Genomic DNA, 20076 nt, shown 5'->3' with positions numbered 1-20076 from the left:
TGAAATCGTTGGTATCAAAGAGACTGCGAAGTCTACCTGTACTGGCGTTGAAATGTTCCGCAAACTGCTGGACGAAGGCCGTGCTGGTGAGAACGTGGGTGTTCTGCTGCGTGGTATCAAACGTGAAGAAATCGAACGTGGTCAGGTACTGGCTAAGCCGGGTTCCATCAAGCCGCACACTAAATTCGAATCTGAAGTTTATATCCTGTCCAAAGATGAAGGCGGCCGTCATACTCCGTTCTTCAAAGGCTACCGTCCGCAGTTCTACTTCCGTACAACTGACGTGACTGGCACCATCGAACTGCCGGAAGGCGTAGAGATGGTAATGCCGGGCGACAACATCAAAATGGTTGTTACCCTGATCCACCCGATCGCGATGGACGACGGTCTGCGTTTCGCAATCCGTGAAGGCGGCCGTACCGTTGGCGCGGGCGTTGTTGCTAAAGTAATGAGCTAATTATTGATTAATTAGCTTTGAGCTTAAAAAGGGCGCTTCGGCGCCCTTTTTGCTGTCTGTAATTTAGCGGTTGTCATATTTATTCGCATTTTTTATTCCTCCTCCTGATGTACGAATAGAGTTGTGCTATTGTAATCATAACTATTCTCATTTACACTTTGCGCAGAAATTGAACGGGAGCGATCATGTACGTTTGTTTGTGTAATGGTGTAAGTGATAAAAAAATTCGTCAGGCTGTACGTCAGTTTCATCCTCAGTCGTTCCAGCAGTTACGTAAATTCATTCCTGTGGGAAATCAATGTGGTAAGTGCGTTCGGGCTGCACGTGAAGTGATGCAGGATGAATTAATGCAAATGCCAGAGTTTAAAGAGATCGCCTGAGTCACACTCTTTTTTTTGACATCCCGGTAGCCCCATCTACGCTCTAAGAGTGGAAGCGGAGGGACTATAAAATGAAAGGTGATGTTAAAATCATAAATTATCTCAATAAACTATTGGGAAATGAGCTTGTCGCAATCAACCAGTACTTTCTTCATGCGCGTATGTTTAAGAACTGGGGCCTCACTCGTCTCAATGACGTCGAATACCATGAATCCATCGATGAAATGAAACATGCGGATAAATATATTGAGCGTATTTTGTTTCTCGAAGGGATCCCCAATTTGCAGGATTTAGGCAAGCTGGGCATTGGCGAAGATGTCGAAGAGATGTTGCAATCAGACCTGCGTCTGGAGCTGGAAGGGGCGAAGAATCTACGTGAAGCTATTGCTTATGCCGACAGCGTCCATGACTACGTTAGCCGGGATATGATGATCGAAATCCTTGCTGATGAAGAAGGTCACATTGACTGGCTGGAAACTGAGCTGGATCTGCTCCAGAAGATGGGACTCCAGAACTATCTTCAGGCACAGATTCGCGGAGCGTAGACGCAAACCTTGCAGAGCGGCAGGCATGCCGCTCCTTTCAGTACCCGATAACACCTGATGTTTGCGCGCTGAAAATCAACCAGCCTGCCAGTCCAAGCCACGGACCGAATGCGATAAGCGGTATCGACGTCCTTCGGGTAAGGCGTAGGATCAGCCACCAGACGATGCCCAGCAGTGATGCAGCGAGTAAAATGGGCGGTAGCGCTGACCATCCACACCAGGCACCCATCGCCGCCAGTAGCTTAGCGTCACCCAGACCGATGCCCTCTTTACCCGCGAGTATTTTGCATCCCCACCAGACCAGCCATAGCGTCAGATAGCCAGCGACAGCGCCGTACAGCGCGTCGGGTAGCATCTCCCTGTTGTAAACGCTGTGATACACCAGACCGAGCCAGAGCAGCGGCTGCGTCAGCACATCCGGCAGCAGGTACGTCCGGAGATCAATTTGCGCCAGCGCGAAAATAAACCAGAACAGCGTCATGATGGCAATCGTATCTGACATTGAAGGGACAAATACAGCGATAAGCGCAAAAACGCAAGAACACGCCAGTTCAGTCAGCGGGTAACGCCATGAAATGGGCTGCGCGCACTCCTGGCAGCGACCCCGCAGCCACAGCCAACTGAATAGCGGAATAGTGTTACGCATCGATAGCCTGTGCTGGCAGTGCTGACAGTGCGACGGAGGCCAGGCGATATTCCATTTTTCGCTGTGCCGATGCTCAATCATGATCGGCAGTCGATAAACCACTACATTCATAAAGCTGCCGACTATCAGCCCGACAAGCGCCATTGTCGCGATGCTATGTATCTCAGTCATTTTCCTGCCCGGTATATACTTGTCATACTTCAGGTTATGGGTGTGTTGGCTTTGTGATCCGACCTGCGGAGTCAGCGTGAGCGATGTTCAACGCGACTACGCCGTTTTGTCCCGCAACTCGAATTATTTAGAGTAGAGTTCAAGAGTTTCCACCGTAATTTCTCCGGCAACCGGGCGTGCGCTAAATGCGAATTGCGAAACCTGTATTCCCTCATTTTGTAGGGCATTAAGCCACGCAAATAATGGTTCGGTTTTGACAACGGGAAGCGTGATCGCAAAATGATCGGGAGTGGATGGCACAACGCTGATATTCAAACCTGCCTGCTGCGCGCTATGTTGTATCAGCGCCGGATCGGTCTTTATGCCAGGTCTACTGGCAACTAATCCGCGACGCTGAACTGCCTCAGTTACCCACTGGATCTCACTCCTGAGACGGTCATTTTCCTGCCCCTGCTGTGCAATAGCGTTATCCAGGGGCTGAACCACGCCGTACCAGAATCCCGCCAGCAGACAGAAAACGGCGAGAAATATCAGACTGCGTTGCTCTCTGCCGTTTTTTTCGCTCCACCAGCTATTCATTTGCGCTCCTTCAGGGTCAGCCGGACGCTATCTGTCGTCCCTTCTGGCTGTTGAGTCAGGATAAATTCGTCGTTTGTCTGCACCATAAAGCGGCGAAGATGTTCCGGATCGCGAACATTGAGCGTCAGGGTAAAAAGACGTTGTTCGAGCCGGTAGCTGACCTCGCGGATGGTAAGCCCCGGCAATGTGCTTAATCGGGTCTGAAGCTGAGCCAGTAACGTCAGCACATCCGGATAGCGATCCCTGGCGGACGATTCGAAGAAATATTTAAAATTGCTGTTGCGGTTATCCCCCGGGAAATAGCGGCTCCACAGGATGGCACCTTCCGCTGAGAGCGCCTGTTTCTGTTGATGAAGCTGCCAGAGCATCACCCCCTTCAGCCCTGAGAAGAGCGCTATCGCCAGGGTAAATGTCGCTATGGCGGCATATTTCAGCAGACGCGGGGTCGGTTGTGTCGGGGGCAACGGGCGGAAGCTGCCGTGTAATACGTTGATGTCCTGAATATTATCGCCATTGCAGGCGCACGCCAGCGGCGGCTGCCAGTCCAGGTATTCGACATGAGCGTGAGGCACCGGAAGCGGGCTGGCGCTGATGATTTTCTGCTCTGTATGGCTGGCGAGTAAATGCGTGAGCAGTGCCTCACTCAGCACGCCTGTTTTCCATGCGTCGTAACGGATTAACCATCGCTCATCTTGTTTTAGCAGACTCCAGCTATCCGTGACATACGGCAGCCAGAAACCATCCGGAACGATATGCGTCAACGTCACGCCAGCAGTGCGGAAAGTCGTCAATAGATCGTTCAGCGTGGTCCTGGCGATCCCGGCAAGATGGAGCGTGTTTTCCTCTCTGGCGAGAACCGTCCAGTGCAGGCTGTCCGTATCCCCGGCAACGGCGTCCTCCACCAGCCAGCCCAGCGTTTGTTCACTGATTTTGTAGTTTTCCGTCGGTAATTCGACGCGACGAAAACAGAAATAATCAGGCGACAGGAAAAGGCAGGCGTTACCGGCATCCGGCAGGTCGGCCAGCGCGTTCGGCTGGAGGTAATCCGCCTGTTCAACAATAACCGGAGGCTGTGTCCCTATGGGGGCGCACCATTCCAGTTTTCCCGGCAGCGGACGTAGCAGTAATGTGTCTGGCGTCATTTAGTTCCCTTTAATGGTCGCGCGCCACGCTTTTGCGGGCTGTAATAAACAGAGCCTTTCTTTTGGGATCGTATTCCAGCTGGCTGACGGTGCTCCCGGCGCTATCGCCCTGTTCGATAGTCGTTTCAAGGCGGAAGTAACGACTGGTCGCCACCGCAATGCTTTTGAATGTGGTCTGCGACAGCTTATGAGCTGGATTATCCTTATCGAATGTCTTTAACAGCGTCTCAATGCTGATTTTGCGTCCTTTGCGCGGGGTATCAAAAAAGCGTTCAATCTCGCGTGGCGTGACAGCATTACTGAGCATCGCCGCAATCAACGGTGCATCCCGGCGCGTCAGGGTGTTGATGTTGATTTTTAGCTCATCATCAGGCAGCGCGCAGAGTAGCGGGGAGATTTGCTGGTAAAGAGAAAGCGTCATCCCTTTGATTTGTTTGAGCTCACTGATTGACCAGATACGTCGTCCGCCAATGGTGTGGGGGTCGTTACTTGTCTGGTAATACTCATTTTCGGCACCGGAGGCGCGTGGAATATCGTCGTTATCGACGTAGTCGGCGATAGCATCAACCAGCGCCTCAGCCTGGGCATTGGTGACGCCAACGTTGTCCAGCAGCGCAAGAAAGACGCTCACGCTGGCGGGCGGCTCTTTCATTCGATCGATCGGGGCGTTAATCAGCGCATTAATGTTGTAACAGGCCTGCTCGTCAGATAGCTGCCAGCTAACAACGTCGCCGCTGGCGAGCTGAATACGCTGCGGCTGCGCCCAGAGCTGCTCGCGAGTGAGGTATTTCTCATTATCCCGCAAATCCTGTTCAAGAATACGCATGGCCTGGCTTTCAGCCAGCTCTGCCAGCCAGTTTTGCTGTAGCCGCATCCGGGTGTAGCTGGTGCGTTTGAGGTTGATCTGGTAGCGCACGGTCATTTCGCTGGCCAGCGCCGCCATAATTGCCAGGATCATCAGTACTACCAGTAGCGCCACGCCCTTTTGCCGGGTCATTGCTGTTCTCCTGGCTGGCGGTTCTCTGGTAACAGCATCAGACGAGTTATCGTGCCGGAATCAGCAAGTTTAAGAGTGACTTCCATCGCGCCAGGAGATGGGGCTGTCGCCGTATCCATCCACGCTTTCTCTTTACTGTTGTAATAACGCAACGTGAAGGCGTTCACACCATTGAGCATCGGCTGAGTGATGGCCGGGGTTCTATCTTCCGGGTAGCGCCAGAGCGTGCGGTATAAAGTATGATCCTGCAGATACCACTGAACTCGCTGGATATCGGGCGCGCAGCAGGCGCCAGGATAACGGTTACTGCTGGCTGTCGTCAGCATCAGAGTCTCTTTTTCGCCCTGCAATTCGGTTACCGGCACCCGCTGTCGGATATCTTTATCCAGCAAATTGACGGTACGCACGATGGCGGAAAAACGCTGCTGATGCTTTTTGGTCTGCTCGTTACTGTCAATTGTCGTCGTCAGCATCTGCGCCGTCAGCAGGCTGAGCGTGGCGAACAGGGCAATAGCCAGTAAAACTTCCAGCAGGGTAAAGCCGCGCTGTTTCTCAGGGCGGGGAGACATTTTGCGGTCCTCCTTGCGGCGAGGGGATAAAGCGCTGCAGGCGGATCTGCTGTTTGTCCTCAAGAGCGACGTCTGCTGTCCAGGTGCTGAGGCCAGAAGCATCGGCGGGTGAGACTGTCAACGACCAGGCCCAGCGGCGTTTACCCATTATGCTGCTGCCCGTGGCGGTTTTAGCGGGGCTCTGCCCGGCCAGTTGATAGGTTTTGAGCACATTATCCGCTACCCAACCGGCAAGCACCTGTTCTTCCATTTTTGCGGTGGCGCTAACCTGACCGTGCAGGCTGTTGAGTAGCGCGAGGGAGCAGGTGGCGAAAATGAATATCGCCAGCAGCACTTCCAGAAGCGTCATTCCTGATTGCCTTTGGCTCATCGGCTTTCGCCTCGGGTGAGCACCAGCGGCAGCCCGCCGGTGCTGGCGAGCGTGAACAGCAGCCTGTTATTTTTACGGCTGCGGATGTGTAGCGTAAACGGCGTAATTTCACCGTCCGGGTGAATCAGAATTTGCGGCGTGCCGACGGATTGCCTGGCGAGCGACGCCGGGAACAGAGCCACCTGCCAGTCATTTTCCCACTTGCCCTCGGTCGCCAGGCGATAGAACCGGGTTGGCGTCTGCCAGCGATTGCCAATCGGTGTGACAATGCGCCAGCCTTGTTCGCGGATCTCAATACCGGTACTGCGGTCCTCCATGGTTGACCAGTCAGCGGCATATTCAGTCAGAGCCGCCAGCTGTTCGGCTGCGGTAATCGCTTTCGCGATATCATTTTGTCGCCCGTAGGTCATCATCACCAGCGAGGCGCCAAGCGCGATAATCGTCAGCACCAGAATGACTTCCAGTAGCGTGAATCCCTTCTGCCTCATTCCGATTATTTCGCTTTACCCAGTTCCCAGTTAGTAATGTCGTCAGCGGTGCCGGGTTCACCGTCCTGACCTGCGGAGAGAATATCGTAATCGCCGTGTTCACCAGGGCTAACCAGCAGATACTCATTACCCCAGGGATCCTGTGGCAGACGCTTGATATATCCCTTCGCGTTGTAATTTTCCGGGATTGGGCTGGCGGTCGGTTTTTCGACCAGCGCCTTTAGCCCCTGCGCCGTCAGCGGATAGCGATAGTTATCCAGTTTGTACATATCCAGCGCATTCTCCAGCGCCACGATGTCGCTGACGGCTTTCTGGTGATCGGCTTTGTCTTTATTGCCCATTAAACTGGGGACGACCAGGCTTGCGAGGATGCCCAAAATAACCAGCACCACCATCATCTCAAGCAGCGTAAATCCTCGCTGCTTATGTGCATCACTATTCACGTTTTATCCTTAACTTACCAATGAGTTGAGTTGCAAAATGGGTTGCAGAACCGAGATGATGATGAACAGCATAATCATCGCCATCGTAATAATCAGCGCGGGTTCAAACAGCGCCAGCGTCAGTGCAATGCGGTTTTGTAGCAGTGTTTCCTGCTGGTCGGCGGCGCGCGCCATCAGCTCGCTGAGCTGGCCGCTTTTTTCCCCGGAGGCAATCATGTAGAGCATCATCGGCGGGAAGAGATCGCATTTTTCCAGGGCGAGATGAAAGCCTGACCCCTGGCGCACGCGCTCCGCGGCCTGACCCAGCCGCTGACTAATTTCTCGGTTACCGATGCCTTCGGTTGCCAGCGTCATCCCTTCCAGCAGCGGAACGCCGCTGATATTGAGAATGCTCAGGGTGCGCAGATAACGGGCGCAGTGGATAGCGCGCAGCAGGGCGCGACTGAGTTTGAAATCAAGAAGCCAGCGGTCAAGCAGATGGCGTTTGCCGGGGCGGGTGAGCCAGTGGCGAAACAGGAAAAAGGCAATCAGCAGCAATGCGATGACCCACAGTCCGTAGTGGCGCATGGCATCGCTGATTGCCAGCAACACGCGCGTGGACATCGGCAGCGCTTCTTTCATATGCAGAAACTGCTCCACGATTTTGGGCACTACGGTGGTGAGCAGGATAGCGACGACGGCGATCGCCACGCTGGTCAGCAGGGAAGGGTACACCATTGACTGGATGAGTTTACTGCGTGTTGCCTGGCGTAACTCATTGTAGTCAGCCAGCTTTTCCAGCACACAGCCGAGCTGTCCGCTTTTTTCACCGGCTTTCACCAGCGTGCGGTAAACGGTATCGAAGATCCGCGGCCAGGCGGCCAGCGATTCGGAAAGCGTATGTCCGGCGAGGATCCGTTCGCGCAGGTCGTGTAGCACCAGCCCCAGTTTATTATTTTTGTTCTGCCGGCCAATAACGAACAGCGCCTCTTCAAGCGGTAGCGAGGCGTTGGCCAGCGTGGCGAGCTGGCGGGTGAACAGCGCCAGTTCACTGCCGCTAAGCCGTAAACGAGGCGTTTTTTTTACCGTCCGGAACAGCGAAATGACCTTTTTCTCATTTAACACCAGCGGGTGCAGGCCCTGGGCGCGCAGCGCCTCGCGCGCCTCTTTGCTGCTGGCGGCATCCAGCGTTCCACGGTGAGTCGTGCCGCTGTCATCCATTGCCTGCCACTGATATTTCATCGCGTATCCTCTTGCGCAGAGGTGACGCGCAAGACTTCCTCAAGCGTGGTCTCGCCTGCCAGCACGCGCAGCAGGCCGTTCTCCCGCAGGCTCCGGCTTTGCTGGCGCAGGCACTGTTCCAGGGCATGTTCATCGGCGTCGCGATGGATGATGCTGCGCATAGTTTTATCCACCAGCATAATTTCATGAATCGCCAGTCGCCCCTGGTAGCCAGTTCCCCGACATTCGCCGCATCCGCAAGCCTGCCAGATTGTCTGAGCGGTGGGGTCGAGCGCGTGCAGGAGGGGTTTCTGAGAGTCAGGAATGGGAGTATGCACACGGCAGGCCGGACAGAGGCGGCGCACCAGGCGTTGGGCGATAACGCCGCTTAGCGATGACGAGAGCAGGAAAGGTTCAACGCCCATATCCCGTAATCGGGTGATCGCACCGCAAGCGCTGTTAGTGTGCAGGGTGGAAAGCACCAGATGTCCGGTGAGCGATGCCTGAACCGCTATCTGCGCGGTTTCGGCGTCACGAATTTCGCCGACCATGACGATGTCCGGATCCTGGCGCAGGATAGCGCGCAGTCCCCTGGCGAAAGACATATCCACCCGGCTGTTTACCTGGGTTTGTCCGACGCCTTCCAGCTCGTACTCGATGGGATCTTCGACGGTCAGGATATTACGCTGGGGGGAATTCAGCTCGGCGAGAATCGCATACAGCGTGGTGCTTTTCCCCGACCCCGTCGGGCCGGTGACGAGAATGATGCCGTGCGGCTGCTGTACTAAACCCTTCAGCCGCAGGCTATCCACCGCCGATAGCCCCATATTCTCCAGCGTCAGGCGCAGACTGTTTTTATCCAGCAGGCGTAATACAGCTCTTTCGCCGTACTGCGAGGGCAACGTCGAAACGCGGACGTCAATATTTTTGCGTCCGAGGCGCAGGGAAATACGCCCATCCTGCGGCAGTCGTTTTTCGGCAATATCCAGTCGCGCCATTACTTTGATACGTGAAATCAGCAGCGGCGCCAGTTTTTTAGCGGGCTGAAGGACTGGCTTGAGGATGCCATCAATACGAAAACGCACCACCAGCGATTTTTCGAAGGTTTCGATATGCACATCCGACGCGCCTTCCTTCACGGCTTCATGAAGAACCGCGTTGATCAGGCGGATAACCGGTGCGTCGTTTTCATCACTGAGCAGATCGGCGTTGTCGGGTAACTCCTCGCTCAGCGCCGTCAGGTCGATCTCCTGATCGATATCCTGGGCAATCTGCCGGGACTCTCCGGCGCCGTGCTGGAAAAGTTGCTCCAGGTGGTCGTCAAATTGCGCTGGCGTCAGGCGACTGAAGCGCTGGCAGGCAACGCTGGCCTCCAGCACGTTTTCCAGCGGCGTGTCGGAGCGGTAGAACAATTCATCCACCGCGACCGCGATACCAAATTTTTGCCCCTGCGCGTAATTAAGCGGCAGGGGATGCGGGGGCGGAATGCGCGTCCATAAGTCAGTCATGTTGGATCATTCCCGGAAGGGGTTGCGCGATGGCAGGCCGTTGGGCGCGTCGGACGGCACATCGAAATTCAGCTCCTTAAGCATCGGGCGTTCTTCATCCTTCACGCCAAGCAATCCACTGGATTGCTTATCAATACGCTGCTGCTGTAAATCACGAAATCGGGTGTACTTATCCTTTGAGAGCGAACGATAAACCTCGTCGTCGCGAATAATGGTCGGCCTGATAAAGACCATCAAATTGCGCTTCGTATTTTCCGTTGAGGTGTAGCGGAATAGCTGTCCGAGAACAGGGATATCGCCCAGCAGCGGTACTTTGGAAACCTGCTCTCTACTTGAATCATCCAGCAGGCCACCCAGCACCACGGTTTCGCCGCTTTTGACCAGCACGGCATTCTGGATAGTGCGGGTGTTGAACGTCGGACCAAGATCGCTGGCGTTACCGGAAGCGGTATCGACGCTCGACACCTCCTGCTCGATCTCCATCAGCACCGCGTCGCCTTCGTTGATTTGCGGTGTGACCTTCAGTTTGGTGCCGACGGTTTTACGTTCGACCGTATTGAAGACGTTGTCGCCGGAGGTCGTTTGCGAGCCGGAAAGCACCGGCACATCCTGACCAACATTAAACGATGCTTCTTTGTTATCCAGCGTCACAATGCTGGGGGTGGCGAGGATATCGTTTTTGTTGTCGGAGGAGAGCGCGGTGAGCAAGACGCTCCAGTCCCCCTCAAAGAAGCCTGTCGCCAGGCCGTTAAAACTGCTTAACGCGCTGGCGACAGGGTTGTCGCTGGTCATCGAATCGTTTTTATCAAACTGGCGCGCGCCTCTTGATGCGTCGAAAATAGGCAGCCCCGTTTTGGTAAACTGCTGACCGCCGACCTTGCTGTTGGCCCACTGCACGCCAAGATTCAGGCCGTTGCCATCCTGGACTTCCACAATGATGGCTTCAACCAGTACCTGTGCGCGGCGAATATCCAGACGAGCGATGACTTTTTCCAGCTCCTGCATGGTGCTCTGGTCAGCGGTAATCACCACCGAGTTGGTTTGTTCATCGGCGTTAATCGAGACATCCCGGGAAGGGGTAGACACGCTCTGCGAAGACGCCTGCTTGTCTTCCGTCAGTTTGGTTGACACGCCGGTCAGCACTTCAACGATTTTAGTGGCTTTGGCGTATTTCAGATAGAACACGCGGGTATTGCCCTGCGTGGTCTGTTCGATATCCAGTTTAGTGATTAAAGATTTCATCCGCTGGCGCACATTGTCCGGCCCGCTGATAAGAAGGGCGTTGGTGCGCTTGTCGGCGACAATTTTAGGCAGCAGGATCTGCGTTGGGTTTTCCTTTGACTCTTCGCGAATCAGGCTGTTAATTACGTCAGATAAATCAACTGCCGAGGCGTAGCGCAGTTTGATAAGCTCACGTTCCTGAGTACCGATAACATCGACCCGTTTCACAACCTCAAGGATGCGATTGACTATATTGGCTTTGCCGGTGATCAACAGCGCATTAGAAGGATCATAGTGCACGACGTTGCCGATGCCGCCGCTGTCCATCATCTGGCGTAATAGCGGCGCCAGATCGCGTACCGGGACATTTTTCAGCGCCACGACGCGGGTGATAAATTCATCGCCGACCGCCGGTTGCGACTGTGCCAATACTTTTCCCGGCGCGGTCTTAAGCGTTACGGAGCGAACAACCTTCAGCAGGCCGTTATCCAGGGTGATAACCGAGTAGCCGTAGATATCGAGAACGCTGAGAAAAAACTGGTAGTATTCCTCCTCGTTGAAACTGTCAAAGCTGCGAACGGAGATTTTTCCCTGGACGGACGGATCGATCAGAATGGTTTTGCCCATTTGCTTACTGACCGAGGTAATAAACTCCCGGAGATCCGCATCCTGGAAGTTTGCCGAATATTGCGCTGACATGGTTTGAAATGGAAAGAAGCAAAACTGTAGCGCCAGTATCCATGCAGCCGTTTTTTTAATTCCTTTGCGCAATTTTGTCGTCCTTAAGGTTAATCATTCTCAGTAACGGATACATTCACCAGCGCTTCCTGACCGTTTCGTATCACGGTGAACTGGGCAGAGTTTAAGGTTACAAATTCCTGTAGTGCCGCTTTTGCTGACGCTTCCTGAGTTAGCGGATGGTTGTTCATCTTGATCGCAATATCGCCTGGCCTGAGTCCGGTTGCTATAAAACGTACAACCGGGCCACGGGTGTTTAATCTGACGCCCTGCAGCGCTTCCTGCTGATAGAAAAAGTTAGTAATAATGATGTCGCTGAGGGAATGTGGCGCGCTGTCATGTGGCAGCGATGGTGCCGGCACCCTAGAGGATATATCAGGCTCATCAATAAAAACGATGCGTTGCCGGGAGCCATTGCTATCAACCGTCACGCTATTATTATCAATATCCGTAATTTTTACGTCAGGGAGATCGTCAAGCTTATCTCCGGTACTGTAAAATTTTGCTTTCTCATTAATGGTGATAATAGCCTGTGAACGTGTTTTTAGCGTGCTCGCAATAATGCCATTTAGCTGGAGATTGAGCGTTGAATTTTTAATTGAAACATCTTCTTTATTATCAGGCGCATTTCCCCTACTGTTTTTCGGTAAATTCATTGGCAGCCTGAGGACAACGGCATTTATTGAGTGACTGGTTTTGCTTTTCGCATTGCTTGAATCAATAAATACCCTATAAACATATAACGAATGAATAATAACAATGACACTGACAAAAAACAGAACGCAGTACAGCACATTGGTACGCTTTCTCTTAAATATAAAGGTAAACTGCTTCGCGATAACATCCATTGTTATTAGCATGCCTGTTCTTTTCGGGAGAAGCATGATATAGGCTTACTTTCATGTTTTCAATTTAATCGTCGGAACATGTCGCTTAATTCAAATATAAAAATTGATAATATTTACCTGACACAGAATGAGTTAAAATGCCCGCATCAATTACTGGAACTTATCGATGGCTGAACGCGAATTACCGTATGCAAATTACTCTTTTTCGCAACATATCCTTATCAAGAATATCTTTATTCATGAGCTGGGTGCTGGCGATGTGGGCGTATTATGCGGCAAACCGGGGTGTGGTAAATCGACGCTTATTTATCAGTCAGGTAAGGATTTTCCCGGCAGGGTGGTGGTGTTTACCGCTACCGGTTTCTCTGGTTTCTGTCAATTGACACACACGGCGTGTACACACGGAAAACTCCAGCCAGACTGGCGAGATGTAAGAATTAGCCGTTTCTGGTCAACGTTGATGCCTGCCCTTAGTCCGGCTGCGCAACCAATAATAATTGTCATTGATAATGCTGACGCGCTCGCCAGACATCTCCCGGCATTTGTCGATAATTTCCGTCATCTGGCGGCTTCATTTGACGCTGGCGCCAGCTTGCTGCTGGTGGGTGGCGAAGCGCTCAGGCGGAACCGACGACTGAAACGGCGTGTTACGCTGTCGGCGGTCATCGCTGCGCCGACGGACGACGAATATCTTGATTTTATGCGTCAACAGCAACTGCGTGAGGCGGATGGCGAGCCTGTGCGGATGCGTCATGAATTTGTGCGCAAAGCGGTTCGGGCGGTTCAGGGAAACCTGGCGTTGCTGGGGCGCATCGCCCGGGCGGCGAGAAAAATGGCAACGGACAGACAGGCGGATGTGTTAACCGCTCAACAGGAAAAATTGTTGCTGGAAACATTTACTCTCCGCCCTTGCGTATTGCGTAAGGGCATATTGCCCGGACTTTACGCTGCGCTGGCTTTGACGTTCGGCTGGCTGGCGGTCGACGTTTTTCCCCTTCAGCTTCCTGTGCCCGCCGGGTTAACGGCGACGATGACGCAAAAAAGGGAAAACCTGCCGGATATTGGCGGCGCACGGGGAGGATTACGCGACGCCATGCAGCAATTATTCAGCGTCTGGGGATTCGACACGGCGCATGACGAGGCATGGTGTGACCAGGCCGATCGCGCTGAGTTGGTGTGTGAAAGCGGCAAGGAACGTTTAGATAACCTCATCAGGCGCGGGTTGCCGTGGATCGCGCATTTGAATATCGATAAACAACCGGTCTACGGTGTTGTGATGCGTGTATCAGGAAACGAGCTGGATCTTATCATTGATAATAAAACCTGGATCGTCAGCCAGGAGTGGCTGACGAAGCACTGGCAGGGAAATTATACCCTGATGCTCAATTTAACGCCTGATGGGAAAATGCAGATCGGTGAAAAGAGTCCGGCGGAAACCATCATCTGGTTTGATACGATGCTGAGCCGCGCGCTGGGCGTTCCCGGTGATAAATCAGGCTCATGGACGCCATGGTTAATCGAGAAGGTCAAAGTATTCCAGCAGCGGGAGAATTTGCCTGTGGATGGTAAACCGGGAAAAGAGACTTTGATAAGGCTACGTCAGAGCCTTGGAGACGCGCCGGTATTAATCAATGAGGCGATACCTGTGCTAACACATACGCCATCTAAGGAGCGTGTGTGATGATGCACATCTATCAACCCATTGACGTGAAAACAGTGTCGAGTTGCCGCGGGCGGCAGGCGCTGCGTTCCGGTTGCTGGCTGTTGTGGGTTAGCCTGATGCTAATGTGCGGCTACTACGGACATTATGTCTGGTTGGTGCGCCATCCGACAACCGTCACGCAGGGAGCGAGCGATTCTCAGACGTATCAACTCTCGGATGTGCATTACATTTTTAAGCGGAAGCCTCTGCCGATACGCATTGATTTACCCACCCAGAACGAAGAGGGTGACAGTATGCTGGAAGAGATACCATATAATGAAGCGTCCGGGCAGGAAGCGCCGGATGGCGATGTATTGCGGTCACGTGTGCAACAAGCGCTGAGAGAAATCGATGGCAAATAGCCATAATCACTTGCATCCGCACCGGCTATACGTATAATACGCCAGCCTGTCGAATCTGACGGGTAGTTCGATATGAACTGTGGCGGTTTACCGTCAAACAATGCTCCCAATCAGGGGGCTACGTAAGAACGATTACACTCCCCCATCAATCGTAATGGGTGTGAGGAGTAATTATTTTCGTCTATAAATAATTGGAGCTCTGGTCTCATGCAGAACCAAAGAATCCGTATCCGCCTTAAAGCGTTTGATCATCGTCTGATCGATCAATCAACCGCGGAAATCGTCGAGACTGCTAAGCGCACTGGTGCGCAAGTCCGTGGTCCGATCCCGCTGCCGACCCGCAAAGAGCGCTTCACCGTTCTGATCTCCCCGCACGTCAACAAAGACGCGCGCGATCAGTACGAAATCCGCACTCACAAGCGTCTGGTTGACATCGTTGAGCCAACCGAGAAAACCGTTGATGCTCTGATGCGTCTGGATCTGGCTGCCGGTGTAGACGTGCAGATCAGCCTGGGTTAATCAGGTCATTGAGCGATTGAGAGGTTGAAACAATGATTGGTTTAGTCGGTAAAAAAGTGGGTATGACCCGTATCTTCACTGAAGACGGCGTTTCTATCCCAGTAACCGTTATCGAAGTTGAAGCAAACCGTGTTACTCAGGTTAAAGACCTGGCTAACGACGGCTATCGTGCCGTTCAGGTTACCACCGGTGCTAAAAAAGCTAACCGTGTGACCAAACCTGAAGCAGGCCACTTCACTAAAGCTGGCGTAGAAGCTGGTCGTGGTCTGTGGGAATTCCGTCTTGCTGAAGGCGAAGAGTTCACCGTAGGTCAGAGCATCAGTGTTGAGCACTTTGCTGAAGTTAAAAAAGTTGACGTAACTGGCACCTCTAAAGGTAAAGGTTTCGCAGGTACCGTTAAGCGCTGGAACTTCCGTACCCAGGACGCGACTCACGGTAACTCCTTGTCTCACCGTGTTCCGGGTTCTATCGGTCAGAACCAGACTCCGGGCAAAGTGTTCAAAGGCAAGAAAATGGCAGGTCAGATGGGTAACGAGCGCGTAACCGTTCAGAGCCTTGACGTAGTACGCGTTGACGCTGAGCGCAACCTGCTGCTGGTTAAAGGTGCTGTCCCGGGTGCAACCGGCTGTGACCTGATTGTTAAACCAGCTGTGAAGGCGTGAGGAGATAGCAATGGAATTAGTATTGAAAGACGCGCAGAGCGCGCTGACTGTTTCCGAAACTACCTTCGGTCGTGATTTCAACGAAGCGCTGGTACACCAGGTTGTTGTTGCTTATGCAGCTGGAGCTCGTCAGGGCACTCGTGCTCAGAAAACTCGTGCTGAAGTAACTGGTTCAGGCAAAAAGCCGTGGCGCCAGAAAGGTACCGGCCGTGCGCGTTCAGGTTCTATCAAGAGCCCGATCTGGCGTTCTGGTGGCGTGACCTTCGCTGCTCGTCCGCAGGACCACAGTCAAAAAGTTAACAAAAAGATGTACCGCGGCGCGCTGAAAAGCATTCTGTCCGAACTGGTACGTCAGGATCGTCTGATCGTTGTCGAGAAGTTCTCTGTTGAAGCGCCTAAAACTAAGCTGCTGGCTCAGAAACTGAAAGACATGGCTCTGGAAGATGTGCTGATCATCACCGGTGAGCTGGACGAGAACCTGTTCCTGGCTGCGCGCAACCTGCATAAGGTTGACGTACGCGATGCAACTGGTATCGACCCGGTTAGCCTGATCGCCTTCGACAAAGTCGTAATGACTGCTGATGCTGTTAAGCAAGTTGAGGAGATGCTGGCATGATTCGTGAAGAACGTCTGCTGAAGGTGCTGCGTGCACCGCACGTTTCTGAAAAAGCGTCTACTGCGATGGAAAAAACTAACACCATCGTTCTCAAAGTTGCTAAAGACGCGACCAAAGCAGAAATCAAAGCTGCTGTGCAGAAACTGTTTGAAGTCGAAGTCGAAGTCGTTAACACCCTGGTTGTTAAAGGGAAAGTTAAACGTCACGGACAGCGTATCGGTCGTCGTAGCGACTGGAAAAAAGCTTACGTCACCCTGAAGGAAGGCCAGAACCTGGACTTCGTTGGCGGCGCTGAGTAAGTCGGAGGAGTAATACAATGGCAGTTGTTAAATGTAAACCGACATCTCCGGGTCGTCGCCACGTCGTTAAAGTGGTTAACCCTGAGCTGCACAAGGGCAAACCTTTTGCTCCGTTGCTGGAAAAAAACAGCAAATCCGGTGGTCGTAACAACAATGGCCGTATCACCACTCGTCATATCGGTGGTGGCCACAAGCAGGCATACCGTATTGTTGACTTTAAGCGCAACAAAGATGGTATTCCGGCAGTTGTTGAACGTCTTGAGTACGATCCGAACCGTTCCGCGAACATCGCGCTGGTTCTGTACAAAGACGGTGAGCGCCGTTACATCCTGGCCCCTAAAGGCCTGAAAGCTGGCGACCAGATTCAGTCTGGCGTTGATGCTGCAATCAAACCAGGCAATACCCTGCCGATGCGCAATATCCCGGTTGGTTCTACTGTTCATAACGTAGAAATGAAACCAGGTAAAGGCGGTCAGCTGGCACGTTCCGCTGGTACTTACGTTCAGATCGTTGCTCGTGACGGTGCTTATGTCACCCTGCGTCTGCGTTCTGGTGAAATGCGTAAAGTCGAAGCAGACTGCCGTGCAACTCTGGGCGAAGTTGGCAATGCTGAGCATATGCTGCGCGTTCTGGGTAAAGCAGGTGCTGCACGCTGGCGTGGTATTCGTCCGACCGTTCGTGGTACGGCGATGAACCCAGTCGATCACCCACATGGTGGTGGTGAAGGTCGTAACTTTGGTAAGCACCCGGTAACTCCGTGGGGCGTTCAGACCAAAGGTAAGAAGACCCGCAGCAACAAGCGTACTGATAAATTCATCGTACGTCGCCGTAGCAAATAATTTTAGAGGATAAGCCATGCCACGTTCTCTCAAGAAAGGTCCTTTTATTGACCTGCACTTGCTGAAGAAGGTAGAGAAAGCGGTGGAAAGCGGAGACAAGAAGCCCCTGCGCACTTGGTCCCGTCGTTCAACGATCTTTCCTAACATGATCGGTTTGACCATCGCTGTCCATAATGGTCGTCAGCACGTTCCGGTATTTGTAACCGATGAAATGGTCGGTCACAAACTGGGTGAATTCGCACCGACTCGTACTTATCGCGGCCACGCTGCTGATAAAAAAGCGAAGAAGAAATAAGGTAGGAGGAAGAGATGGAAACTATCGCTAAACATCGCCATGCTCGTTCTTCTGCTCAGAAGGTTCGCCTTGTTGCAGACCTGATTCGCGGTAAGAAAGTGTCGCAGGCTCTGGATATTCTGACCTACACCAATAAGAAAGCGGCTGTACTGGTTAAGAAAGTCCTGGAATCTGCCATTGCTAACGCTGAACACAACGATGGCGCTGACATTGACGATCTGAAAGTTACGAAAATTTTCGTAGACGAAGGCCCGAGCATGAAGCGCATTATGCCGCGTGCAAAAGGTCGTGCAGATCGCATCCTGAAGCGCACCAGCCACATCACTGTGGTTGTGTCCGATCGCTGAGACTCTGGAGACTAGCAATGGGTCAGAAAGTACATCCTAATGGTATTCGCCTGGGTATTGTAAAACCATGGAACTCTACCTGGTTTGCGAACACCAAAGAATTCGCTGACAACCTGGACAGCGATTTTAAAGTACGTCAGTACCTGACTAAGGAACTGGCTAAAGCGTCCGTATCTCGTATCGTTATCGAGCGTCCGGCTAAGAGCATCCGTGTGACTATTCACACCGCTCGTCCGGGTATCGTTATCGGTAAGAAAGGCGAAGACGTAGAAAAACTGCGTAAGGTCGTAGCGGATATCGCTGGCGTTCCTGCACAGATCAATATCGCCGAAGTTCGTAAACCTGAACTGGACGCAAAACTGGTTGCTGACAGCATCACTTCTCAGCTGGAACGTCGTGTTATGTTCCGTCGTGCTATGAAGCGTGCTGTACAGAACGCAATGCGTCTGGGCGCTAAAGGTATCAAAGTTGAAGTTAGCGGCCGTCTGGGCGGCGCGGAAATCGCACGTACCGAATGGTACCGCGAAGGTCGCGTACCTCTGCACACTCTGCGTGCTGACATCGACTACAACACCTCTGAAGCGCACACCACTTACGGTGTAATCGGCGTTAAAGTGTGGATCTTCAAAGGCGAGATCCTGGGTGGTATGGCTGCTGTTGAACAACCGGAAAAACCGGCTGCTCAACCTAAAAAGCAGCAGCGTAAAGGCCGTAAATAAGGAGCGTCGCTGATGTTACAACCAAAGCGTACAAAATTCCGTAAAATGCACAAAGGCCGTAACCGCGGTCTGGCGCAGGGTACGGATGTTAGCTTCGGCAGCTTCGGTCTGAAAGCTGTTGGCCGTGGTCGTCTGACTGCCCGTCAGATCGAAGCAGCACGTCGTGCTATGACCCGTGCAGTTAAGCGTCAAGGTAAGATCTGGATCCGTGTATTCCCGGACAAACCGATCACTGAAAAGCCGCTGGCAGTGCGTATGGGTAAAGGTAAAGGTAACGTGGAGTATTGGGTTGCCTTGATTCAGCCGGGTAAAGTCCTGTATGAAATGGACGGCGTACCGGAAGAGCTGGCCCGTGAAGCATTCAAGCTGGCAGCAGCGAAACTGCCGATTAAAACCACCTTTGTAACTAAGACGGTGATGTAATGAAAGCAAAAGAGCTGCGTGAGAAGAGCGTTGAAGAGCTGAACACCGAGCTGCTGAACCTGCTGCGTGAGCAGTTCAACCTGCGTATGCAGGCTGCAAGTGGCCAGCTGCAACAGTCTCACCTGTTGAAGCAAGTGCGTCGTGATGTCGCACGCGTTAAGACTTTACTGACTGAGAAGGCGGGTGCGTAATGACCGATAAAATCCGTACTCTGCAAGGTCGCGTTGTTAGCGACAAAATGGAGAAATCCATTGTTGTTGCTATCGAACGTTTTGTGAAACACCCGATCTACGGTAAATTCATTAAGCGTACGACCAAACTGCACGTACATGACGAGAACAACGAATGCGGTATCGGCGACAAGGTTGAAATCCGTGAGTGCCGTCCGCTGTCCAAGACTAAGTCCTGGACGCTGGTTCGCGTTGTAGAGAAAGCGGTTCTGTAATACAGTACCCATTCTCGATACGAATAAACGGCTCAGCGATGAGCCGTTTATTTTTTCTACCCATATCGTTTGAGCGGTGTTATAATGCCGCGCCCCCGATATGGGGCTTTTTTAACGACCTGATTTCGGGTCTCAGTAGTAGTTGACATTAGCGGAGCACTAAAATGATCCAAGAACAGACTATGCTGAACGTCGCCGACAACTCCGGTGCACGTCGCGTAATGTGTATCAAGGTTCTGGGTGGCTCGCACCGTCGCTACGCAGGCGTAGGCGACATCATCAAGATCACCATCAAAGAAGCAATTCCGCGTGGTAAGGTCAAAAAAGGTGATGTGCTGAAGGCGGTAGTGGTGCGCACCAAGAAGGGTGTTCGTCGCCCGGACGGTTCTGTCATTCGCTTCGATGGTAATGCATGCGTTATTTTAAACAATAACAGTGAGCAGCCTATCGGTACGCGTATTTTTGGGCCGGTAACTCGTGAACTTCGTAACGAGAAGTTCATGAAAATTATCTCTCTGGCACCAGAAGTACTCTAAGGAGCGAATC

Annotated in this window: 29 protein-coding genes; 17 read left to right on the top strand and 12 right to left on the bottom strand. The window is 52.6% G+C overall.

Features of this window, described 5'->3' with window-relative positions:
- From C3432_RS27225 to bfr, 3 genes are all read left to right on the top strand, one after another.
- Nucleotides 1-457, top strand: a 457-nt coding sequence (locus C3432_RS27225) for an EF-Tu C-terminal domain-related protein (protein ID WP_254302298.1), incomplete at its 5' end; no start/stop codon positions are given.
- A gap of 185 nt (nt 458-642) precedes the next feature.
- Entirely contained in the window at nt 643-837 is a 195-nt protein-coding gene (gene bfd, locus C3432_RS27215; RefSeq protein ID WP_012135433.1) for a bacterioferritin-associated ferredoxin, read from the top strand.
- A gap of 71 nt (nt 838-908) precedes the next feature.
- Nucleotides 909-1382: a bacterioferritin gene (gene bfr, locus C3432_RS27210; RefSeq protein ID WP_103780755.1), complete on the top strand. Its 474-nt coding sequence runs from the start codon at nt 909-911 to the stop codon at nt 1380-1382.
- A gap of 37 nt (nt 1383-1419) precedes the next feature.
- On the opposite strand, the gene C3432_RS27205 is transcribed toward bfr, so the two are convergent.
- The 12 genes from C3432_RS27205 to gspC form a co-directional block, all read right to left on the bottom strand.
- The gene (locus C3432_RS27205) at nt 1420-2199 is read right to left on the bottom strand and encodes a prepilin peptidase (protein WP_103780753.1); all 780 of its coding nucleotides are present in this window, start codon (nt 2197-2199) and stop codon (nt 1420-1422) included.
- Between the two features lie 123 nt (nt 2200-2322).
- Nucleotides 2323-2778 carry a type II secretion system protein GspM gene (gspM, locus tag C3432_RS27200; protein WP_103780750.1) on the bottom strand — a complete coding sequence of 152 codons (456 nt, stop codon included), beginning with the start codon at nt 2776-2778 and terminating at the stop codon, nt 2323-2325.
- A complete protein-coding gene (gene gspL / locus C3432_RS27195) occupies nt 2775-3920 on the bottom strand; it encodes a type II secretion system protein GspL (protein ID WP_103780748.1) in 1146 nt (381 codons plus the stop codon). The genes gspM and gspL overlap by 4 nt, the downstream gene beginning before the upstream one ends.
- A gap of 10 nt (nt 3921-3930) precedes the next feature.
- Nucleotides 3931-4917 carry a type II secretion system minor pseudopilin GspK gene (gene gspK, locus C3432_RS27190; RefSeq protein ID WP_103780746.1) on the bottom strand — a complete coding sequence of 329 codons (987 nt, stop codon included), beginning with the start codon at nt 4915-4917 and terminating at the stop codon, nt 3931-3933.
- On the bottom strand, nt 4914-5486 hold the full coding sequence (locus C3432_RS27185; RefSeq protein WP_103780744.1) for a type II secretion system protein GspJ: 573 nt from the start codon (nt 5484-5486) through the stop codon (nt 4914-4916). Before C3432_RS27185 ends, gspK begins: the two co-directional genes overlap by 4 nt.
- Complete coding sequence (gspI, locus tag C3432_RS27180; protein WP_016154755.1) at nt 5470-5856, bottom strand: type II secretion system minor pseudopilin GspI; 387 nt, start codon at nt 5854-5856, stop codon at nt 5470-5472. Before gspI ends, C3432_RS27185 begins: the two co-directional genes overlap by 17 nt.
- Nucleotides 5853-6344, bottom strand: a complete 492-nt coding sequence (gspH, locus tag C3432_RS27175) for a type II secretion system minor pseudopilin GspH (protein ID WP_103780742.1) — start codon at nt 6342-6344, stop codon at nt 5853-5855. Before gspH ends, gspI begins: the two co-directional genes overlap by 4 nt.
- A 5-nt stretch (nt 6345-6349) precedes the next feature.
- The gene (gspG, locus tag C3432_RS27170) at nt 6350-6787 is read right to left on the bottom strand and encodes a type II secretion system major pseudopilin GspG (RefSeq protein ID WP_016154753.1); all 438 of its coding nucleotides are present in this window, start codon (nt 6785-6787) and stop codon (nt 6350-6352) included.
- A 9-nt stretch (nt 6788-6796) separates the two neighbouring features.
- Entirely contained in the window at nt 6797-8008 is a 1212-nt protein-coding gene (gene gspF / locus C3432_RS27165; protein WP_103780740.1) for a type II secretion system inner membrane protein GspF, read from the bottom strand.
- On the bottom strand, nt 8005-9495 hold the full coding sequence (gspE, locus tag C3432_RS27160; RefSeq protein ID WP_103780738.1) for a type II secretion system ATPase GspE: 1491 nt from the start codon (nt 9493-9495) through the stop codon (nt 8005-8007). The genes gspF and gspE overlap by 4 nt, the downstream gene beginning before the upstream one ends.
- A gap of 6 nt (nt 9496-9501) precedes the next feature.
- Nucleotides 9502-11487 carry a type II secretion system secretin GspD gene (gspD, locus tag C3432_RS27155; RefSeq protein ID WP_103780736.1) on the bottom strand — a complete coding sequence of 662 codons (1986 nt, stop codon included), beginning with the start codon at nt 11485-11487 and terminating at the stop codon, nt 9502-9504.
- Nucleotides 11488-11504: 17 nt separating this feature from the next.
- On the bottom strand, nt 11505-12302 hold the full coding sequence (gene gspC, locus C3432_RS27150; RefSeq protein WP_103780734.1) for a type II secretion system protein GspC: 798 nt from the start codon (nt 12300-12302) through the stop codon (nt 11505-11507).
- Nucleotides 12303-12468: 166 nt separating this feature from the next.
- Between gspC and C3432_RS27145 the strand changes: the two genes are divergently transcribed.
- From C3432_RS27145 to rplN, 14 genes are all read left to right on the top strand, one after another.
- Nucleotides 12469-13983, top strand: coding sequence for a peptidoglycan-binding protein (locus tag C3432_RS27145; protein ID WP_103780732.1), 1515 nt, complete (start codon nt 12469-12471; stop codon nt 13981-13983).
- Nucleotides 13983-14366, top strand: coding sequence for a hypothetical protein (locus C3432_RS27140; protein WP_103780730.1), 384 nt, complete (start codon nt 13983-13985; stop codon nt 14364-14366). Before C3432_RS27145 ends, C3432_RS27140 begins: the two co-directional genes overlap by 1 nt.
- Nucleotides 14367-14573: 207 nt before the next feature.
- On the top strand, nt 14574-14885 hold the full coding sequence (gene rpsJ / locus C3432_RS27135; RefSeq protein WP_001181005.1) for a 30S ribosomal protein S10: 312 nt from the start codon (nt 14574-14576) through the stop codon (nt 14883-14885).
- Nucleotides 14886-14917: 32 nt separating this feature from the next.
- A complete protein-coding gene (gene rplC, locus C3432_RS27130) occupies nt 14918-15547 on the top strand; it encodes a 50S ribosomal protein L3 (RefSeq protein WP_103780728.1) in 630 nt (209 codons plus the stop codon).
- Nucleotides 15548-15557: 10 nt separating this feature from the next.
- Entirely contained in the window at nt 15558-16163 is a 606-nt protein-coding gene (gene rplD / locus C3432_RS27125; protein WP_000424395.1) for a 50S ribosomal protein L4, read from the top strand.
- A complete protein-coding gene (rplW, locus tag C3432_RS27120) occupies nt 16160-16462 on the top strand; it encodes a 50S ribosomal protein L23 (protein ID WP_000617546.1) in 303 nt (100 codons plus the stop codon). The genes rplD and rplW overlap by 4 nt, the downstream gene beginning before the upstream one ends.
- Before the next feature lie 17 nt (nt 16463-16479).
- Complete coding sequence (gene rplB, locus C3432_RS27115) at nt 16480-17301, top strand: 50S ribosomal protein L2 (RefSeq protein ID WP_103780726.1); 822 nt, start codon at nt 16480-16482, stop codon at nt 17299-17301.
- A 16-nt stretch (nt 17302-17317) separates the two neighbouring features.
- Nucleotides 17318-17596: a 30S ribosomal protein S19 gene (gene rpsS / locus C3432_RS27110; protein ID WP_001138117.1), complete on the top strand. Its 279-nt coding sequence runs from the start codon at nt 17318-17320 to the stop codon at nt 17594-17596.
- 14 nt (nt 17597-17610) lie between these two features.
- Nucleotides 17611-17943, top strand: coding sequence for a 50S ribosomal protein L22 (gene rplV / locus C3432_RS27105; protein WP_000447529.1), 333 nt, complete (start codon nt 17611-17613; stop codon nt 17941-17943).
- 17 nt (nt 17944-17960) lie between these two features.
- The gene (gene rpsC, locus C3432_RS27100) at nt 17961-18662 is read left to right on the top strand and encodes a 30S ribosomal protein S3 (RefSeq protein WP_000529945.1); all 702 of its coding nucleotides are present in this window, start codon (nt 17961-17963) and stop codon (nt 18660-18662) included.
- 12 nt (nt 18663-18674) lie between these two features.
- Complete coding sequence (gene rplP / locus C3432_RS27095) at nt 18675-19085, top strand: 50S ribosomal protein L16 (protein ID WP_000941212.1); 411 nt, start codon at nt 18675-18677, stop codon at nt 19083-19085.
- Nucleotides 19085-19276: a 50S ribosomal protein L29 gene (gene rpmC / locus C3432_RS27090; protein ID WP_000644742.1), complete on the top strand. Its 192-nt coding sequence runs from the start codon at nt 19085-19087 to the stop codon at nt 19274-19276. Before rplP ends, rpmC begins: the two co-directional genes overlap by 1 nt.
- Nucleotides 19276-19530: a 30S ribosomal protein S17 gene (gene rpsQ / locus C3432_RS27085; protein ID WP_002438707.1), complete on the top strand. Its 255-nt coding sequence runs from the start codon at nt 19276-19278 to the stop codon at nt 19528-19530. Before rpmC ends, rpsQ begins: the two co-directional genes overlap by 1 nt.
- 164 nt (nt 19531-19694) lie before the next feature.
- The gene (rplN, locus tag C3432_RS27080) at nt 19695-20066 is read left to right on the top strand and encodes a 50S ribosomal protein L14 (RefSeq protein ID WP_000613954.1); all 372 of its coding nucleotides are present in this window, start codon (nt 19695-19697) and stop codon (nt 20064-20066) included.
- The last annotated feature ends 10 nt before the right edge of the window (nt 20067-20076 follow it).

Origin of the sequence: Citrobacter amalonaticus (assembly GCF_002918555.1) — a bacterium.
Lineage (GTDB): Bacteria > Pseudomonadota > Gammaproteobacteria > Enterobacterales > Enterobacteriaceae > Citrobacter_C > Citrobacter_C amalonaticus_A.
Note: the sequence above shows the minus strand (reverse complement) of the source record. Positions and strands in the feature narration are given on the sequence as shown.

Bases quoted from the DNA above. Each gene is read 5' to 3' on its own strand.
- C3432_RS27140 (WP_103780730.1), top strand. From the start codon at position 13,983: ATGATGCACATCTATCAACCCATTGACGTGAAAACAGTGTCGAGTTGC.
- gspF (WP_103780740.1), bottom strand. From the start codon at position 8,008: ATGAAATATCAGTGGCAGGCAATGGATGACAGCGGCACGACTCACCGT.
- rpsQ (WP_002438707.1), top strand. From the start codon at position 19,276: ATGACCGATAAAATCCGTACTCTGCAAGGTCGCGTTGTTAGCGACAAA.
- rplB (WP_103780726.1), top strand. From the start codon at position 16,480: ATGGCAGTTGTTAAATGTAAACCGACATCTCCGGGTCGTCGCCACGTC.
- rplV (WP_000447529.1), top strand. From the start codon at position 17,611: ATGGAAACTATCGCTAAACATCGCCATGCTCGTTCTTCTGCTCAGAAG.
- gspK (WP_103780746.1), bottom strand. From the start codon at position 4,917: ATGACCCGGCAAAAGGGCGTGGCGCTACTGGTAGTACTGATGATCCTG.
- rplW (WP_000617546.1), top strand. From the start codon at position 16,160: ATGATTCGTGAAGAACGTCTGCTGAAGGTGCTGCGTGCACCGCACGTT.
- rpsJ (WP_001181005.1), top strand. From the start codon at position 14,574: ATGCAGAACCAAAGAATCCGTATCCGCCTTAAAGCGTTTGATCATCGT.
- gspM (WP_103780750.1), bottom strand. From the start codon at position 2,778: ATGAATAGCTGGTGGAGCGAAAAAAACGGCAGAGAGCAACGCAGTCTG.
- bfd (WP_012135433.1), top strand. From the start codon at position 643: ATGTACGTTTGTTTGTGTAATGGTGTAAGTGATAAAAAAATTCGTCAG.
- rplP (WP_000941212.1), top strand. From the start codon at position 18,675: ATGTTACAACCAAAGCGTACAAAATTCCGTAAAATGCACAAAGGCCGT.
- gspH (WP_103780742.1), bottom strand. From the start codon at position 6,344: ATGAGGCAGAAGGGATTCACGCTACTGGAAGTCATTCTGGTGCTGACG.
- gspE (WP_103780738.1), bottom strand. From the start codon at position 9,495: ATGACTGACTTATGGACGCGCATTCCGCCCCCGCATCCCCTGCCGCTT.
- rpsC (WP_000529945.1), top strand. From the start codon at position 17,961: ATGGGTCAGAAAGTACATCCTAATGGTATTCGCCTGGGTATTGTAAAA.
- rpmC (WP_000644742.1), top strand. From the start codon at position 19,085: ATGAAAGCAAAAGAGCTGCGTGAGAAGAGCGTTGAAGAGCTGAACACC.
- C3432_RS27205 (WP_103780753.1), bottom strand. From the start codon at position 2,199: ATGACTGAGATACATAGCATCGCGACAATGGCGCTTGTCGGGCTGATA.
- rplD (WP_000424395.1), top strand. From the start codon at position 15,558: ATGGAATTAGTATTGAAAGACGCGCAGAGCGCGCTGACTGTTTCCGAA.
- rplN (WP_000613954.1), top strand. From the start codon at position 19,695: ATGATCCAAGAACAGACTATGCTGAACGTCGCCGACAACTCCGGTGCA.
- rplC (WP_103780728.1), top strand. From the start codon at position 14,918: ATGATTGGTTTAGTCGGTAAAAAAGTGGGTATGACCCGTATCTTCACT.
- rpsS (WP_001138117.1), top strand. From the start codon at position 17,318: ATGCCACGTTCTCTCAAGAAAGGTCCTTTTATTGACCTGCACTTGCTG.
- bfr (WP_103780755.1), top strand. From the start codon at position 909: ATGAAAGGTGATGTTAAAATCATAAATTATCTCAATAAACTATTGGGA.
- C3432_RS27185 (WP_103780744.1), bottom strand. From the start codon at position 5,486: ATGTCTCCCCGCCCTGAGAAACAGCGCGGCTTTACCCTGCTGGAAGTT.
- C3432_RS27145 (WP_103780732.1), top strand. From the start codon at position 12,469: ATGGCTGAACGCGAATTACCGTATGCAAATTACTCTTTTTCGCAACAT.
- gspL (WP_103780748.1), bottom strand. From the start codon at position 3,920: ATGACGCCAGACACATTACTGCTACGTCCGCTGCCGGGAAAACTGGAA.
- gspC (WP_103780734.1), bottom strand. From the start codon at position 12,302: ATGGATGTTATCGCGAAGCAGTTTACCTTTATATTTAAGAGAAAGCGT.
- gspI (WP_016154755.1), bottom strand. From the start codon at position 5,856: ATGAGCCAAAGGCAATCAGGAATGACGCTTCTGGAAGTGCTGCTGGCG.